Source organism: Chitinophaga sp. 05T412 (assembly GCF_056396465.1).
This window is the reverse complement of sequence record NZ_JBFTLN010000017.1, coordinates 52,117-68,625: the sequence shown is the minus strand read 5'-3', so window position 1 is coordinate 68,625 and position 16,509 is coordinate 52,117. Positions and strand designations below refer to the sequence as shown.

The 16,509-nt window shown below is 46.9% G+C and carries 14 protein-coding genes; 5 read left to right on the top strand and 9 right to left on the bottom strand.

The features are described 5' to 3' along the window. The first annotated feature begins 6 nt into the window (after window positions 1-6). The 3 genes from AC1DFM_RS29440 (at window position 7) to AC1DFM_RS29430 (ending at window position 2,853) form a co-directional block, all read left to right on the top strand. Window positions 7-1,317: a RagB/SusD family nutrient uptake outer membrane protein gene (locus AC1DFM_RS29440; RefSeq protein ID WP_477080364.1), complete on the top strand. Its 1,311-nt coding sequence runs from the start codon at window positions 7-9 to the stop codon at window positions 1,315-1,317. A 328-nt stretch (window positions 1,318-1,645) separates the two neighbouring features. After that, entirely contained in the window at window positions 1,646-2,158 is a 513-nt protein-coding gene (locus tag AC1DFM_RS29435; RefSeq protein WP_477080363.1) for a hypothetical protein, read from the top strand. Beyond that, window positions 2,155-2,853, top strand: a complete 699-nt coding sequence (locus AC1DFM_RS29430) for a hypothetical protein (protein WP_477080362.1) — start codon at window positions 2,155-2,157, stop codon at window positions 2,851-2,853. The genes AC1DFM_RS29435 and AC1DFM_RS29430 overlap by 4 nt, the downstream gene beginning before the upstream one ends. A gap of 26 nt (window positions 2,854-2,879) precedes the next feature. Here AC1DFM_RS29430 and AC1DFM_RS29425 read toward each other — a convergent pair whose 3' ends face one another. The 8 genes from AC1DFM_RS29425 to AC1DFM_RS29390 form a co-directional block, all read right to left on the bottom strand. Continuing rightward, a complete protein-coding gene (locus tag AC1DFM_RS29425) occupies window positions 2,880-3,614 on the bottom strand; it encodes a DUF92 domain-containing protein (protein WP_477080361.1) in 735 nt (244 codons plus the stop codon). 22 nt (window positions 3,615-3,636) lie between these two features. Beyond that, a complete protein-coding gene (locus AC1DFM_RS29420; protein WP_477080360.1) occupies window positions 3,637-4,137 on the bottom strand; it encodes a DUF5946 family protein in 501 nt (166 codons plus the stop codon). 81 nt (window positions 4,138-4,218) lie between these two features. Continuing rightward, complete coding sequence (locus AC1DFM_RS29415) at window positions 4,219-4,974, bottom strand: MBL fold metallo-hydrolase (protein WP_477080359.1); 756 nt, start codon at window positions 4,972-4,974, stop codon at window positions 4,219-4,221. Between the two features lie 60 nt (window positions 4,975-5,034). Next, window positions 5,035-6,366: a sulfatase-like hydrolase/transferase gene (locus tag AC1DFM_RS29410; protein ID WP_477080358.1), complete on the bottom strand. Its 1,332-nt coding sequence runs from the start codon at window positions 6,364-6,366 to the stop codon at window positions 5,035-5,037. Between the two features lie 9 nt (window positions 6,367-6,375). Next, window positions 6,376-7,950 carry a RagB/SusD family nutrient uptake outer membrane protein gene (locus tag AC1DFM_RS29405; RefSeq protein WP_477080357.1) on the bottom strand — a complete coding sequence of 525 codons (1,575 nt, stop codon included), beginning with the start codon at window positions 7,948-7,950 and terminating at the stop codon, window positions 6,376-6,378. Between the two features lie 21 nt (window positions 7,951-7,971). Further along, window positions 7,972-11,019: a SusC/RagA family TonB-linked outer membrane protein gene (locus tag AC1DFM_RS29400; protein ID WP_477080356.1), complete on the bottom strand. Its 3,048-nt coding sequence runs from the start codon at window positions 11,017-11,019 to the stop codon at window positions 7,972-7,974. 188 nt (window positions 11,020-11,207) lie between these two features. Continuing rightward, window positions 11,208-12,179 carry a DUF6600 domain-containing protein gene (locus tag AC1DFM_RS29395; RefSeq protein ID WP_477080355.1) on the bottom strand — a complete coding sequence of 324 codons (972 nt, stop codon included), beginning with the start codon at window positions 12,177-12,179 and terminating at the stop codon, window positions 11,208-11,210. Between the two features lie 11 nt (window positions 12,180-12,190). Further along, window positions 12,191-12,769 carry a hypothetical protein gene (locus AC1DFM_RS29390; protein WP_477080354.1) on the bottom strand — a complete coding sequence of 193 codons (579 nt, stop codon included), beginning with the start codon at window positions 12,767-12,769 and terminating at the stop codon, window positions 12,191-12,193. A 280-nt stretch (window positions 12,770-13,049) separates the two neighbouring features. On the opposite strand from AC1DFM_RS29390, the gene AC1DFM_RS29385 reads away from it, so the two are divergent. Beyond that, the gene (locus AC1DFM_RS29385) at window positions 13,050-13,799 is read left to right on the top strand and encodes a hypothetical protein (protein WP_477080353.1); all 750 of its coding nucleotides are present in this window, start codon (window positions 13,050-13,052) and stop codon (window positions 13,797-13,799) included. Beyond that, complete coding sequence (locus AC1DFM_RS29380; RefSeq protein WP_477080352.1) at window positions 13,774-14,601, top strand: SUMF1/EgtB/PvdO family nonheme iron enzyme; 828 nt, start codon at window positions 13,774-13,776, stop codon at window positions 14,599-14,601. Before AC1DFM_RS29385 ends, AC1DFM_RS29380 begins: the two co-directional genes overlap by 26 nt. A 27-nt stretch (window positions 14,602-14,628) precedes the next feature. Here the strand turns inward: AC1DFM_RS29380 and AC1DFM_RS29375 are convergent, their stop codons facing one another. Next, complete coding sequence (locus tag AC1DFM_RS29375; protein ID WP_477080351.1) at window positions 14,629-16,431, bottom strand: right-handed parallel beta-helix repeat-containing protein; 1,803 nt, start codon at window positions 16,429-16,431, stop codon at window positions 14,629-14,631. Window positions 16,432-16,509: the final 78 nt, after the last annotated feature.

Genomic DNA, 16,509 nt, shown 5'->3' with positions numbered 1-16,509 from the left:
ATACTTATGCCACGTATATTTTCATTACTCTTACTCTCGGGCCTGCTGGTGATGGGATGTAAAAACGAACCAATACCTAACCCCAACGCCCCAACGCTTGACCTGGTGGTAAAGAACCCCTCTGTCGCCGATTTAAATAACCTGGTCACCGGCTGCGAAGGTGGTATGCGACAGGAATTATCACTGCAGGTGGATATTTTAAGCATATTTGGCCGGGAATATTATCGCTATTCTAACTCAGATAGCAGGTGGACACAAGATTTGGTGGGGAAAGATGGCTATCCCCTGAATGCGACATCTTATTATTGCTTTAACTATTGGGTAAATCGCTACAACGTAATAAAGAATGCCAACATCTTACTCACTGGCGTAAAGAATTCTCTTTACCTGTCGAACGACAAACAGCGTAACGGCTACATTGCCTTTGCCAAAACCATTATGGCTTACCAATTGCTGATGTGCCTGAACCTGACGTATGAAAATGGCATCCGTACGGATGTAGCGGACCCCGATAAACTGGGTCCCTTCTTAACAAAAGACGCCTCCTATGCTGCCATCGCTCAGTTGTTGGAGGAAGCTAATACAGCCATGTCAAATGCTGAATTCCTGTTTCAACTCTCTCCAGGATTTGATGGCTTCAGTGATATTGCGGGCTTTAGAAAATTCAACCGCGCATTGGCTGCACGTGTAGCCATCTATCGTGAAAAATGGACGGATGCCCTGGCTTTCCTCCAGGCATCCTTCCTGAACAAGGGTGCGGGAGCTGACCTCAATACAGGGGTATATCACATATTTTCCACCGCCAGTGGCGATATGGTCAATGACCTGGTTATCTTACCCGATGGTAAAGGCGAAGTAAGATTTGTCCAATCGTCTTTTGCACAGGATATAGATCCGGCAGATGACCGCATTACCAAAACATCCTTAAGATCAAAACCTATCACCAGAGATGACCTTACTTCTAACAGAGACTTTGCGCTGTATCCACGAGAAACCAGTTCTGCAGCAATTATACGCAATGAAGAATTGATACTGATTTATGCTGAAGCCAGCTTACAAACCAATCAACTCGCGGAAGCTGCCACTGCACTGAATCACATCCGTACCGCGCACGGACTGGCCGCGAAAAATGATTTGGATACAAAAGATAAACTACTGGATGAAATGCTGGTACAACGCAGGTTTTCGTTGTTTGGCGAAGGACACCGGTTTATTGATATGCGCCGGTATAACCGGTTGAATACCTTGCCGAATGATCGGCCAGGCGATCACGTGTGGAAGCAATTGCTGCTGCCGACGCAGGATGTGCAGCAGTAAGGGAGATGAATATTTTTGAGGAAAGGCATTAAGGGGCAAGACTTAATGCCTTTTTTTTGTATCTTTAAAAGGTTAACCATAAACTGAAGATACCCCTCAGTTTAACCCCAGTCAATCATGTGGATGAATACCTCCCAGTTATCAACAACATTATTTGATACGATGGTCCAGAAATTAACACCTGTAGTGAATTTTTATATTGGTCTATCGACAAGTCGTGATAGACGTTCTTCACTATTTGCGCCTCCATTTTCAGCGACAAATATACGTATTTCTGTTCTTTGTTCGCGAATCGCGAACAAAGAACAGAAATACGTATATTTGCTGCATGAGAGTTCACAATGGTATGCGTCCCCAGGACGTAGTCGTTTTACTAAAGATATTAACCGTACAGGGAGACTGGCAGTACCGGGATCTGTCGGCAGCTTTGTCTATCAGTGTTTCTGAAATAGCGGAGTCATTACACCGCAGCTCAGTAGCAGGATTAATTGATGGACAGAAGAAGAAAGTATATCGTACTTCCCTAATGGAATTTATCCAATATGGATTGCATTATGTTTTTCCACAAGTGCCAGGACAAACAATAACCGGTATTCCTACTGCCCATTCCCATCCATTCTATAAAGCGCATTTTTCAAGCGAATCCAATTATGTATGGCCGGATGATAAGGGCACTATGAGAGGCATGTTGATTGAGCCCTTGCATAAAGGTGTTGTGCAGGCAGCTAAAGAAGATGAGCTATTATACAAAACATTAGCCAGCATTGATATCATCCGGGTAGGTAAAAACCGGGAAAAGAAGCTGGCCATAGAAGAGCTTAAAAAAATCATACTAATATGAGTCACAGAGAAAACATCACAAGAATTAAAGCCGTTTATAACGCATTGGAAGAACTACAACGGGAAGTTGTATTTGTAGGTGGAGCCACTGTTTCCCTATATGCAGACCGCGAAGGGGAGGAAGTCAGGCCGACCAATGATGTAGATATTCTTATTGAACTGCTCAACTACAACGATTACCAACAGTTGGAAGACAAATTAAGGGCGAAAGGATTTGTCAATGACCACGAATCCAAAATTATCTGTAGATATAAGATCCGCGGCATCGTGGTGGATGTAATGCCCACATCAGCCGATATTCTCGGATTCACCAACAAATGGTATCAGAAAGGCTTTGCGAATGCAATAGACTATCGATTGACGGCCAACGAGAGAGAACACTATATCATCCGGCTCTTCTCTCCTGAATACTTTATTGCCACTAAACTGGAAGCATTTAATAACAGGGGACAATTTGACGGCAGAACAAGTTCTGATTTTGAAGATATCGTTTATTTGCTCAATAACCGAACTACTATCTGGCAGGAGCTACAATATGCAGAAGATGACGTAAGGCATTACCTGTTAGCCGCATTTACAGTATTAATTAACAATCCCTACCTGGATGAATGGATAAGTGCCAATTTGGAGTTCTCCGAAAAGGGGCGTGTTGCATTTATCATAGATCAGATGAAGCAACTCATCGTGTCTAAATAAGGCTCCAAAAATTCAATCCGTAAGCATTATACTACACCCTTTGTCATCACATACACCCCTCCCGCTATCACCGCTGCCAACCCCGTATTCAAAAAGTTCACCGCATCATTCCCGATATAACGTTGACGTTCCAACGTAGCACCCAGTAATGAATCAATCACATTGCCCAACACACCTGCCAGCCACACTATCAGCATAGCCGCATGTAACCCAAAGAAAGCACCGTATACCACTGCAATGAGTAACGCGCCTGCTGCGCCTAACAATGTTCCTTCCAGGCTGACAACACCATCTAGTCCTTTGGGCTCTTTTTTAAACGTAAGAATATTATAAAAATTACGGCCGTATACCATGCCCAATTCAGAGGAGAGTGTATCTGCGGTAGCAGAAGCCAGACTGGCTGCCAGCATCAGGCACCAGACGTCAGTATATGACGGATAACATACCGCCAACAGCCCCATTATAGCCGCTACCCCACCATTGGCAAATACCTGCCCGGCGGTGCGTTGTTGCGGATGTGGATCTGCGGATACCTGCTTCAATTGTTTTTTATGCGACGTAGCTTTTACACCCAGGATGAAAAAAACGCCCAGCAACACCAGGCCACCATAGCCCGCTCCCAGCAGTACCAATATGGCAACAAAAAAAGCCATTACGGCTCCCGGTATTGTGAGTTTATTGAGTTTAGCACATAGGATTGCTATGCCGATGATGAACATCGCCATTACCAACGTTCCAAAAGAAAAAGAGAGAGGCGTCATGGGACGCAAAGCTAATAAAGAATTATGCTTTTTGCTCCACCAGCGAGGTTGCTTTTTCTTTCACCCATTCGTGGTGCAGCGCCCAGCTATCCCATACAGACTTGGCCCATTTACGGATAGCGGCATAAAGCGCGTCATCACTGCCTGCTTTCAGCACTTCCTGTACCGTAATAGCAGCAGGTTGTCCGGGTGGCGTAATGGGCGCCCATTGTTGCTTGGGTATAATACTATGTACATGCTGTACCTGTTTGCCGGTAAACCGGAGTTCCAGCGCAAGATAGAGTCCTATCAGTGCATAAGCGGTGGTGATCCCTTTAGCCACGCCACCGGGGTGTTGCGCACTGTAGGCATCTACGGCCAGCTGATGATGGAAGTCGGGGTGTTCCAGGGCAAATGTGCGGGCGGAAAGTTGCTGAAAGAGATCCAGGCATTCACCGGATGCATTGTATCTGTCGGAGGGGGCCAGTTGTTCGTCTGCCAGGTGCAGGTGACAACCGGGGCAAATAATTTTGTTTCCTGTCATAGCTGCGGAATTAACGCTGGTGTAAAAGTTAAATGTAATGATTTTACACCAGCATCGATGTTAATCCGCCCGAAAGAAAGCTTATTTAGCGTACCAATCTCTCAGTCTGACGTCGATCTTTTTGTTGCTGGCATTTACCAGCGATTTAAACTTATTGGTATCGCTGAATCCATCTTTCCCACGGTAGTGGTACGGATATACGATTTTAGGAGCGAAGGCCAATACCGCGTCTGCGGCTTCGGGCACGTCCATGGTGTAAGGCAGGTTCATACAAACAAAGGCCACATCAATATTTTTCAGGCTACGCATTTCAGGAATGCCCTGGGTGTCGCCGGAGATATAGATGTTCTTTTTACCGTAGTTGAGTACATAACCGTTACCTCTGCCTTTAGTGTGCATGGTATTAGGTCCTTCCGGAATGTTGTACATCGGGATAGCCAATATATCAATACCGGCTTCTTTTTTCTTATCGCCATTTTTCAGCACCACTACATTGGCTTTATCTTCCGCAGGTATTTTATCAGCAACTACCTGTGGTACGATAATAATAGTTTTGGCTGTTTTTATTGCTTTCAGCGTAGCAGCGTCGAAGTGGTCACCATGAATATCTGTGACGAGGATCAGGTCCGGCGCAGCGAGACCTTTATATTTTTCGGCGCCACCTACCGGGTCTACGTAGATAGTGGATTTCCCGGCTGTTAATACCAGGCTGGCATGTTCAATAGGTTGAACGGTTAACTCACCGCCGGTCACGGGAATAACATCCGGCTTTACCCGTTGTGCAAACACTACCGTGGTGGCCAACAGGAAGCATAAAGAGAGCATACTGATTTTCATATGAAGTTGATTGTGGAAGCTAAAGGTACCTCGTTTATTCCTCTTTTTTATAATTGCGGATTAGTTAGCTGCATTGCCATTATACTTATCCAACAGTTGCTCCAGATCACTTACTTTGTCCGGATACTCCGCGGCTACGTTGGTACGTTCCCGTACATCCGATTGCAGGTTAAATAATTCGATGCTTTTCGTACCGGCTGCTTTATTCTCTATGCGGCGCAGTTTCCAATCGCCCACCCGAATGGCTTCCGGCGTGCCGTTGTTAACGTAGTAAATAGGCTGGTGTGCAATATGCTCCTGTTGGCCTGTCAGCAGCGCTGCTACCGATTCTCCGTCCAGTGTTCTGCCAGCAGGCAACGGCGCCTTCACCCATTGCGCCAGGGCGGGTAATACGTCCATGCTGGTAAACGCATCGGTGATCGTTTTGCCGGCAGGCACATGATTTTTCCAGTATACGATGAAAGGAACGCGGTGGCCACCTTCATAGGTTTCTCCCTTTTTGCCGCGGAAGATGCCGGTGCTGCCTACATCCCATGGCTTAATTACGCCATCTGCCGACATACGGGCGGGATAATCGATCCAGGGACCGTTATCACTGCTGAAAATAAAAATGGTATTATCTGCCAGCCCCTGTTTTTCCAACGCTTTCCAGAGCGCTGCCAGGTTAGTATCTATCTCCTCAATTACATCTCCATATAATCCACCGGCCGACTTCCCTCTGAATCTTTTGGAAGCGGCTACCGGCAAGTGTGGCATGTTATGCGCCAGGTACAGGAAGAAAGGCTTATCCTTCTTTTGTTGTTGTACATATTTGATGGCTTCTTTGGTATACAGTTCTGTCAGCGATGTATCGGCCGGGCGATAAATTTCCGGTGTTCTGTCGCGGTAAATTTTCAGCACAGTATCCGTTTTCACGTAAGGAGAGCGGTAATCGTGGCTGTACAGCAACCCAAAGTAATGATCAAATCCTTGCGCTACCGGGAAGTTATACGGCTGAATATCTCCCAGGTGCCATTTACCTATCATGCAGGTATTATAGCCCACGCCTTTCAACATTTCTGCGATGGTCACATCCTCATCCGGCAGCCCTATTTTATATCCCGGAGGAATGGGGAAGTTCAGTTGTGAACGGGTAGGGTAACGCCCCGTTAACAGGCTTACCCGCGAAGGCGTGCAGGAAGGTGAGATGACCATATACCCTGTTGCCTTCACGCCCTTATCTGCCACATGATCCAGAAAAGGCGTACGAATTTGTGGATTGCCGTAACAACTCAGGTCACTGTATCCCATATCGTCTGTGAGCACAAAAATAATGTTAGGGCGCTGCTGTGCATACAATGATGTGCTGCCAATAGAAAGCCCTGCCAGTAAACAATAGAGATACTTCTTCATAAATAATTATTACCAGTTAGGATTTTGTGATAATGCCTGATCCAGGTCCCGCTCCKTTTGCGGTACCGGCCAAAGATAATGTCTGGATTTATCAAATGCACGATTAAAAGAAACTACCTGCACGGTGGTTGGTTGTCCGTTGTTATTCCAGGTAATGCCGTAGACGGGGCCTGTCATCACGGTTTCCGCAGTTTTCCAGCGACGGATATCGTATAGCCGTAGTCCCTCAAAGGCCAGTTCCACGGTGCGCTCATAACGTACTGCCGCACGCAGCTGGCTTTGTGAGAGCCCTGCCGGTAACGCCGGCATATTCACATCCGCACGTTGACGCACCGTATTGATAGCGGTATACACGGTTTGATCCAGCTGATTCAATTCTATTTTTGCTTCTGCATAAGTGAGTAGTACTTCTGCATAACGCAGCAGGATGATGTTGATACCACAGTTAGTGGGGTTGACAAAATCTTCTGCATTGATATATTTCTTCAGATTATAACCAGTGGTAGAAGCAATATAGGTGCTACCGATGGCATCGGCGGTGCCGCTGTTAGGCGCCGGATGAAACACCTGTCCGGAAGGCAGTACGTCACCATCCGTGAAGATACTGTACCGCAGACGGGGATCGCGATTATCGTAGGGATGAGCAGGATCATAGTTGCTGCCGTTGTCGTTGATGCCTTTACCATTGGCAGTTTGGTACGTATCTGCCAACACGCGGGTAGGCACGTAGGAACTATTACCATTTTTCTGGCTGTAAGGCGCCAGCAAACTAAATATGTTGTTGGGATAGTTGTCTTTGATAAACTGTTTATCCAGGATCACTTCCTTATTATTTTCCGCCGCATAGCTGAATAATTTCTGATAGTTGTCGTACAGCGTATAGCCAAGACCGTTCACCTGCGTAGCCGCATCTACCGCCAGTTGATAACGCCCGGCAAAAAGATCGGCGCGGGCTTTTAATGCCCAGGCAGCGCCGCGGGCAATGCGGCCTTTGTCGGCGGCAGCATAGCTGGCAGGTAACAAGGCTGCCGCTTCCGCGAGTTCCTTGTCTATGAAATCGTAAATTTCAGACACCGGCGTTCTTTTCAGGCTCCGTGCCTGCTCCAGGGTAATAGAGGTAGTCACCAGTGGTACATCTCCATATAAACCTGCCAGTTTAATATACTGGTAAGCGCGTAATGTTTTGGCTTCTCCTTTGAACTGATTAATCAGCGCAGGAGTAACGACGGTGATTTTATCCACATTCTCCAGGAAATAATTGGCGGCGTGGATGCCTTTGTAGGCATTTTTCCACTCGCCGTATACCTTGGCACTGGACTGGTCGTAAGTACCCAGCTCAATATACGCCTGCACATCAAAGTTTTGGTTGGTATGACCAATATCTGTCAGTGCATCCAGGGCGATGATATTGGTAGAGTCGAGGTCCTGGTAGAGTGCATTGACGGCAAGTTTGGCGTCGGCTTCTGTTTTCCAGAAAATGTTCACGGCCAACCGATCTGTAGGCGCGGTATCCAACAAATTTTTATTGCAGGACGCGAGCAGGACGAGGAGAAAAAGATAAATACTTCTATTGATTAAGTTCATAGCATTCTTTTTTGCACAGCACTAGAGCTGCAGATTAATACCAACGGTGTACAACGATGTTTGCGGGTAATACACGGCCCTACCGGATTCCGCTTCCGGATCAAGGTTCCACTCATTCAGTTTGGAAATGGTGAACAGGTTGGTAGCAGATACGTATACCCGCGCACTGCTGAGGAAAGCTTTTCGCGTGATGTGGGCTGGTAGTTGATACGCCAGTTGTATATTTTTCAATCGCAGATAAGAACCATCTATCACGAGGCGATCGGAGGTAGCCACGTTACGTAAATCATACTTCAGCGGCCTCGGGAAACGGGCGTTTGGATTGTCCGGCGTCCAGTAGTTGTTGGTATAAATTTTATGCGTGAATCCTTCCTGATTCCCCATTTCAGCGAGTGCACCCGATAAGCGGGTATCTACTTTAGCTGCGCCCTGTAACAGGATATTCAGTTCTATGCCATGATATTGAATACCGGCATTAATACCGAAAGTATATTTTGGGAAAGACACCCCTATATTAGTCATATCGTTCGCATCAATTTTACCATCGTGGTTACGGTCAACGTATTTTACGTCTCCAGGTTTGGTATTAGCTGCCAGTGTGGGATACTTATTAATTTCTTCCTGGGTCTGAAACAGGCCATCTGTCTGGTATCCCCAGAGAGTGTTGATAGGCAGTCCTGTTTTGATGATATAACGGGGATCTATATCCGAACCGGTGATATACGGACCTGTTCCTTTCAGATCGGTTACTTTGTTTTCATTATAACTAACGTTGGCGCCTATATTATAACGGATTTCACTGGTAGGTTTGCTGTTATAGTTCACGGCAATTTCCACGCCTTTATTTTCTACGGAGCCCGCGTTTTGTGGTGGGGCATTGAGTCCTACGGTAGCAGGGATATCGAGGTTGAGGAGAATATTGGACGTGAGCTTGCGGTAATAGTCGGCCGTGAGCGTGAGTCGTTTATCCAGGAAAGCGGCATCCAGTCCGAGATCCAGTTGCTTTGTGCTTTCCCATCCGAGATCAGTATTGGCCAGGGTAGTTTGGCGGTAGCCTGGTACCGGCACACCGTTAAAAGTATAGCTGGTAGCGGTAAGTGCATCGTAGTAGCTGTAAAGGTCTACCGACTGGTTACCGGTGCTGCCGTAGGAGCCACGCAGTTTCAGGTCGTTGACCACGGGCAGCAGCGAGGCAAAGAAGTTTTCCTGTGCGATGCGCCAGCCTGCGGAGAAAGACGGAAAGAAGCTGTATCGTTTATTGCTGGCGAAGCGGGAGGAGCCATCGTAGCGGCCATTTACTTCCAGCAGGTATTTGCCGGCATAGGCATAGTTGATTCTGCCAAAGTAGGAACGCAGTCCCCATGCGGCATCGCTGCCGCTATTGCTTTTGGTACCGTCGTTGGAGCCTTGTCCGATAGATGTGATATCGTTGTTGTAAAAACGCTCGCGGTAAGCCGAAAGGAACGATTGTGTATTGCTGATTTGTGAATATCCTGCCAATGCTTTGAGGTCGTGTTTACCAAAGGAGCGTTCATAGGTGAGCAGGTTATTCCACGTATATTCTTTCAGGTTATTACGTACTTCTGTGAGCGAATTATTGGCGACTGTTTTAGTGATGTTGGTATTTTTATCGGTATTCGTATAGGCATTTACGAAATTCTTCTGGCTGGTGTACATCACCCGGGCGCCGAATTGCGTGGAGAAACGCAGGCCACGCAGCAGTTCCACATCTCCCTTGATATTTCCATTCAGGTAATCTACTTTCTGTTTAGACAAGCCACCTAATTCATCGAACATGAGTGGGTTGTTGCCTTGCGTACTGAGGCCATAGGTGCCATCGGGGTATTTAGGTACGGCCCAGAGCGATCCATGCAGCATGTTATTGAAAGGCGCTACAGATGGCGCATTAGAGCCGTTGTTCTGGTAGTGGAAATCGCCCGCCAGGTGGAAGCGACTGTTCACCGGTGTGAAGTCGGTGTTCAATCGCAATTCGCTGAGCTGGTTGCTATAGTTTTCTACGATGCCTTGCTGATCCTGGTAACGGATACTCAAACGACTTTTCACTACGTCGTTACCACCGGCGAGTGAAAGGGAATGATTTTGTTGCGGTGCTGTTTTCAGCATGGTCTGAAACCACGTATTTGGCAAAGGATATTTATACCGGTCTGTTGCGTTCACGTATTGTTGAATCGACGCTTCTGTAAATCGCGCGGGTACTGCTACACCAGCGTTGGTATACGCCACCACCTGTTCCCGCATGTAGGATTCGATGTCCATCATTTGTGGCTTATTCACGCTTTGCTGCCATGCATAGTAGCCGTTGTAGTTGACCGTTACCTTGCCTGTTTTAGCGCGCTTGGTGGTAATTAAGATAACGCCGTTGGTAGCGCGTGAGCCGTAGATGGCGGTGGAGGCGGCATCTTTGAGGACAGTGAGAGAAGCAATATCTTCCGGATTGAGGTAAGACATTTGTTGTTCTATTCCATCTACAATCACCAGTGCATCATTTTTATTGAGGTCGAAACCGCTGGTAGAGCTGTTGTTGATATTAAAAGTAGTGATCCCTCTTACGCGGATAGTAGCGGCGGAAGAGCCGGGGGCGCCGCCTCTGTCTAATACGGTAACGCCGGGGGCAATACCTTGCAGCGACTGTTGTATATTGGATACCGGCCGCCGGGTGATGTCGGCGCCTTTAATTTGTGCTACTGCGTTCGTTAAATCGCTTTTCTTTTGTGTGCCATATCCTACCACTACTATTTCGCCCAATGCGGTTTCATCTTCCTGCAGGCGTAGCTGGAGAACATCGCGGCCATTTACGGGTACTTCCTGTTTCTTGAAGCCGATGCCTGTAATTAACAAGGTGTCGGAGGGTGTGGCTGTGAGGGTAAAGTGGCCCTGTGCATCTGTTACCGTACCGGATCTGCTATGCTTCACCAATATATTGATGCCGGGCAGCGGATCACCTTTACCTGATTTTATTTGTCCTGTTACTTTCAGCGGTTGCTGGGCCAGGGCAGTGAAAGATAATAGCATGGCGATGCCATACATGAAAAGTGAAAGCTTTTTCATTCAGTTGATAGTATTAAAATGTTAGCCTATGATCAGCTGGCAGTAATGTTGGTTTTGTGTTTTTTCATTGATGGGGACAAAAGTATATCTTATAGTCTACAAATCCTATAGGGTAATAATATTTTTTATAGAGAAGTAAAGAAGGCGGTCCTACTAATAGCAGGACCGCCTTCTTTACTTCAGGACGCTTAATGACGACCGCCATTTCTGTTGCCACCACGGGAAGGCGCGCCACCACCTCTCATGTCAGGGGTTGGCATCTGCGGGCGTCTGACGGGCAACTGGGATACATTCGCACGTTGTTCTTCCGGCTTTGCTGCAGGCCATTCATCATTTGCACGCACCGGCTTCACGGTATTGCTTTGCACCTGTCTGAATTCTTTTGGCTGGGGATTCTGTACCTGTGGACGATACACCCGCATTTCATTTCCATCGTGCTTCACATCACCAATGGTATTTACCGGCTTAAGTGTAACGGGCGTAATGTTGTGATGCGTGTATTGTTCCACTTCATTCACGGCTGGACCTTTGGCATAATACTGATTATGTACGCGGGTAGTGTTATAGTTATTGATGATGGTGACCCGGCTGGAAATATTATTGACTACGCCGGGACGTTGCAACACCGTACCCAGGTTACGATCGTAGATATGATCCCTCGGGCACACGTTCCAATAAAAATCATGTGGGCGCCAGGAGGCAAATTGTATTCCTGCATTTACTTCGGGCATCAAAGGCGCCCAGCAGTAATCATCTCCCAAATACCCCCAGGTAACCCAGGCAGGTGACCAGTCATATCCGGGTACCCACAACCAGCCGTAGTTATTATCATACAGCCAGCGGCCGTAGTGGAAGGGCGCCCAGCCCCAGTTGTAACCCGACATCCAGGCCCACCCTTCCTCCGAATAGTTCCAGTAGCCATTGCTCGCATAAGGCCTGAAATCGCCATCCACCCGGGGATTCCAGACATGACCATAGGAAGGGTAATCGATCCAGGTGCCATAGGGCGATAACTCATCATAAAACGTCTGGTAGGTGATGCTCCCTTGCGGAGGCCCCTGCATAGTAGCCTGACCTACGCTACCAGAACCGGCACAACTTGCATTGAGCAACAGCAATAGCGTAAACAGCAGGCTGTATCTGATTTCTCTGTTATCCATGTTACGTGGTTTCAATATTTAAGATGACTCATATCTGCGAAATAAGACACATTTCCTTGCATATCTACCTTCAGCGCAACGGGTCTTCCTTTCTTATCGGCCAGTTCTATAAAATAGTTATCGGCATCGTCAAACTGGGTGCCGTAAAGGATCATGTCCGTATCATTGTATTCATTATCATCAAAGAAAATAACAGGCGCATGCTCATAATAGTTGTAGTGTTTGCCGATTTCTTTTTGTGCCATTGGCGGCAGGTCGCTGAAAGAAGCGGATGAAGTAGTTCCTACCAATCCTCCTTCCATATCATAGTACGCAGCCATTTCTTTTCCTTTCGCATTAACGAACGTAGCCTTATCAAAGTAAGATTCCCGGGTCCAGACTACATTCGGCACGTTGCCAAAGTCGATCATAAACTGATGCTGGGATTGTGTACTCACCTCTTTTCCTTCCAGTTTCCGCAGGGTTATTCTTTGCTCATGGCGTTCTTTACGCATTTCTTTACGGTTCATAGCAACAGCAGGGCCACTGTTTTGCGCATAAAGCGAACTCACGATAGCTACTAAGGCGATGGATAAAAAAAGCTTTTTCATGATGGCAAAATTTAAATGTTGACAAATAAATCATGCAGCACAATACARCTAAATGGTACTATGATAACAACACGCAGAGAAGTGGGTTTTAAATTTTATGTTAAAAGAAGGGGTGTTTTAACAGCAGAAAGCAAAAAGCAGAAAGCAAAAAAGCTATTGTAGCGATTGATTATTGCGGATATTATTAATATACTTTGATCAATCGCTACAATAGCTTTTTGCTTTCTGCTTTAAGCTTTCTGCTTATTTAAGTATCTTTCCCGCAAAATTTGCGAACTATATGAAACGTATTGTTGTCCTCTTTGTTTTATTAACCACCTACGCCGTTGGATTTGCCCAGGAAACGGAAGATTACTCCCGTATCACCAAAGAAACCTTTGCTTACGAAGAATACCGCGTCAAAATTACCCGCCCGCCTTATGGACTGGAAAAAGTACTAGGACTGATCAGCCGTATTAAAGAAACGGAAGATGAAAACGTGGTACTGAACCAGAAAGATTATATGGCGTTATCACTTCGTGAAAAATTCACCTATCATATGGTTCATGCGGAAACGTATAGCCAGAACTGTGATGCCACGCCACCGGTACCGGAATCAGAGAAAAAAGTATTCGGACAACTACCAGATGCCTTCGGCGATTTTAGCTGGAGCGAGCGTCAGGGGAAATTCATGAGTGCCAACCGCGACTCCGTGATTGCCCTGATGAGTGAATCTATTGGCAGAAGCAACCGCGTTGGTATTAACTATAAAAGAACCATTGAAGATATAAATGCTAAAGAAATGATTCCTTTGCTGATCAGTACTTACAACAAAGATCACAAAGACAAAGACATTCTTACCCTACTCCTATTACTAATGAAAAACAATGAGTATACGCCTTTCATGACTTCTGCTTCCTATAAAAAATTATATGCCGCACCTAACCAGGAAAGCAGCTACCGCGCTTACCTGATTTGCAATACGGCAAACGAAGAACTGATTATACAACGTGCCACAGCTTTCTATGATGGGCTTCCTAAAAAACGTTAGTGCGTTAGCGTTATGGCTATGCTGCTTTTATCCTGCTTTTACACAGGATAAAAGCAGCTATATACTGGTGCCCCAAGGGCAATACTGGATTGGTAAAAAACAACATGGTCTTAATCCGCGGCGACCCGTAACAGTAGATAGTTTCTATATTGCTGCCTGTGAAACTACCAATCAACAGTTTGCTGCCTTTGTAGCAGCTACCGGCTACATCACGGATGCAGAGCGGCGCCACAACGCCCTCGTATTCCTGCCGGGGTTAAAGGAATTTGAATGGCACGAAGACAGCACTGCCTGCTGGCGCTTCCCTAACGGTGCAAGTGTAGGCGGCATTGATCAAAAAATGGATCATCCGGTTACCTGCATCAGCTATAACGATGCGCAAGCCTACTGCAACTGGGCCGGCGTACGACTCCCCACACTGGAAGAATGGGAAATAGCCTCCCGCGCAGGCGCTGCTACTGATTACTTTTTCGGCAACGACCGGTCACTGATCGGGCAATATGCCAACATCTGGCATGGCCGTGACCATTTAAAGGCCGATAGCTCAGATGGATACATGTATACCGCGCCAGTAGGCAGTTTCAAGCCCAATCCCTGGGGACTGTATGATGTGTATGGCAACGTATTTGAATTTTGCTCCGGCAAATTATTACCGAATGAAAGTGCTTCTATTGTGCATGCCCGCGGCGGCTCCTGGTGGTGCAGCAGCGCCTCCTGCTCCTTTTTCAATTCTGCAGATATCGGCAGGGTAAACCGGCGGGCCTCATTTAGCAACCAGGGATTCCGGGTGGTAAAGCAATAGATCCTCCGCTTCGCGGGGGAATCCCTACTACTTTTTAACAGGCAGATCAGTAGCTACTGTCGCCGGTAACATCTCCTTCAACTGTATTTCCGGCTGAAATGGCACCTTAAAATCATTCTCTTTTATCTTCACTTTCTCACAGGCCGTGAGGCTGAAAGAAGCGCTCATTTGGGTTTGTGGCGCCATAAAGTTTTGCATCCAGGTAATCCGGTTATGGCTAAAAATGAGATTCGACGTACTCCGGGCCGTGAGTATCGGATAATCATAGATCCGGAAGTCGTTATTTTCAATACGAATATTACGGTGTACCATGTAGCCTTTCACCAGTGTATGATTTTCCGGCGCAATAGCAATCACGAAATTACCGGGTGCTGAATTGTACCCACAGCCCTCAAAGATATTGCCGGTGATGGTGACATCCTGCACCGGGCCGGATTCATACCAGCTGCTGGCATCGTCAGCAATTAAAATAGCGTGCATACCCGTTCTATAGAAGGTATTATCGGCTATGATTACCTTTTTGCGGGTAGTCACCAGCAACCCACGCGTATTAGTACCTTCAAAACGGCAATTTCGTATAGTCAGCGACGGTGTCCAGGTGATATTTTCGAGGCAGTCGCCCACCTGCACAGTGGCGGGTACATCTTCGTTAAGTGTTACTTCCATTTCCCGCTCCGAGAGCATGCGGGCAGCGGTAATGCGGCCATTGCCCAGTCCCTGCAACGCAGCACTGCGCACAAATGCGATGCTGTCGCCGGCAAAGAAAGCTTCGACGCCATAGGTTTGATGGTGCATGAATTTCAGCTTCAATACTTTTGGCGATATCCGTTCCGTAATCTGTAAGTGCGTGCCGTGTACATTCACAGGATCGTCATGCAGTCCTTTGAAATGCGAATGGGTGATTTCGATGGCGCCTTTGCAACCGGAGAAGTGCATGCCGTCTGCGAAAGAAGCCATGGCCCTTCCATTTTCCGGTGTAACCTGTATATGCTGATAGTAAAGGTTTTCAGAGAACTGTGCCACGATGCCCAATCCGTGCATATACCGCATGTGGATATCTTCCAGATGGATATCTTTTGAATGATGGATAAAGGCGCCCACCTGATCGCGGATGGCATCCCGCACTGTGAGGATATCGCCTGGCTTGCCCTTGAAGCCGGAGAAGTCGCCATCGAAGCGTACGACTGCCGGACTTAACGCAGTGGCTTTACTTTTGTAAAAAGGGTCCCAGGAAGAGTAGGTATTAACGCCCCTGAGGGTATCGGCCAATATGGCGTGGAACTGCTTCATGCCCCATTTTTCGCCATACCATTCCAATCGCTGGTGGATGATGGCAAACCGGGAATCCGGATGGATAGTCGCCGTAACGCTGCCAGGAGATACGGTTTCCAGTGTCATCTCCGACATCGATGGCCGTTCAAAATCAATGGTCAGCTGGCGCAGGGTAATGTTTTCACAATGATCCAATAACCAGGTAATCATCTTTCCATGAAATATAAAAATAGCGCCATTACCTTCAATGGTGAGTTCCCGGCAGTTCTCAAAAAATAACCCGATCGTTTTTTCTTTATTGGGAACTTCCGTTTCGTTGGAGGTGTTGGAAATAAAGTAAGTTTTCTTCACCGCGCTATCGGGATAGAAATCATAGCGGCCTGGCTGAAAGGCCAGCACCGTACCGGGTTTATTCTTATTGGCATCAATAACACGTTGCACGGCAGCCGTTACATCTTTAAAAGTATTTGGTGTAACGTTAACGGGTATACGTTGTTGAGCGCTGGCGGCGACTGATAACAATAAGCCGGCCAATATGGCGAAAAATCGGTGCATCATGAATTATGTTATGGGGGAAAGCTACTACATCTGCCAGTGATGTACTGATATTTTTTGCTGAAATACTATGACTGTTTT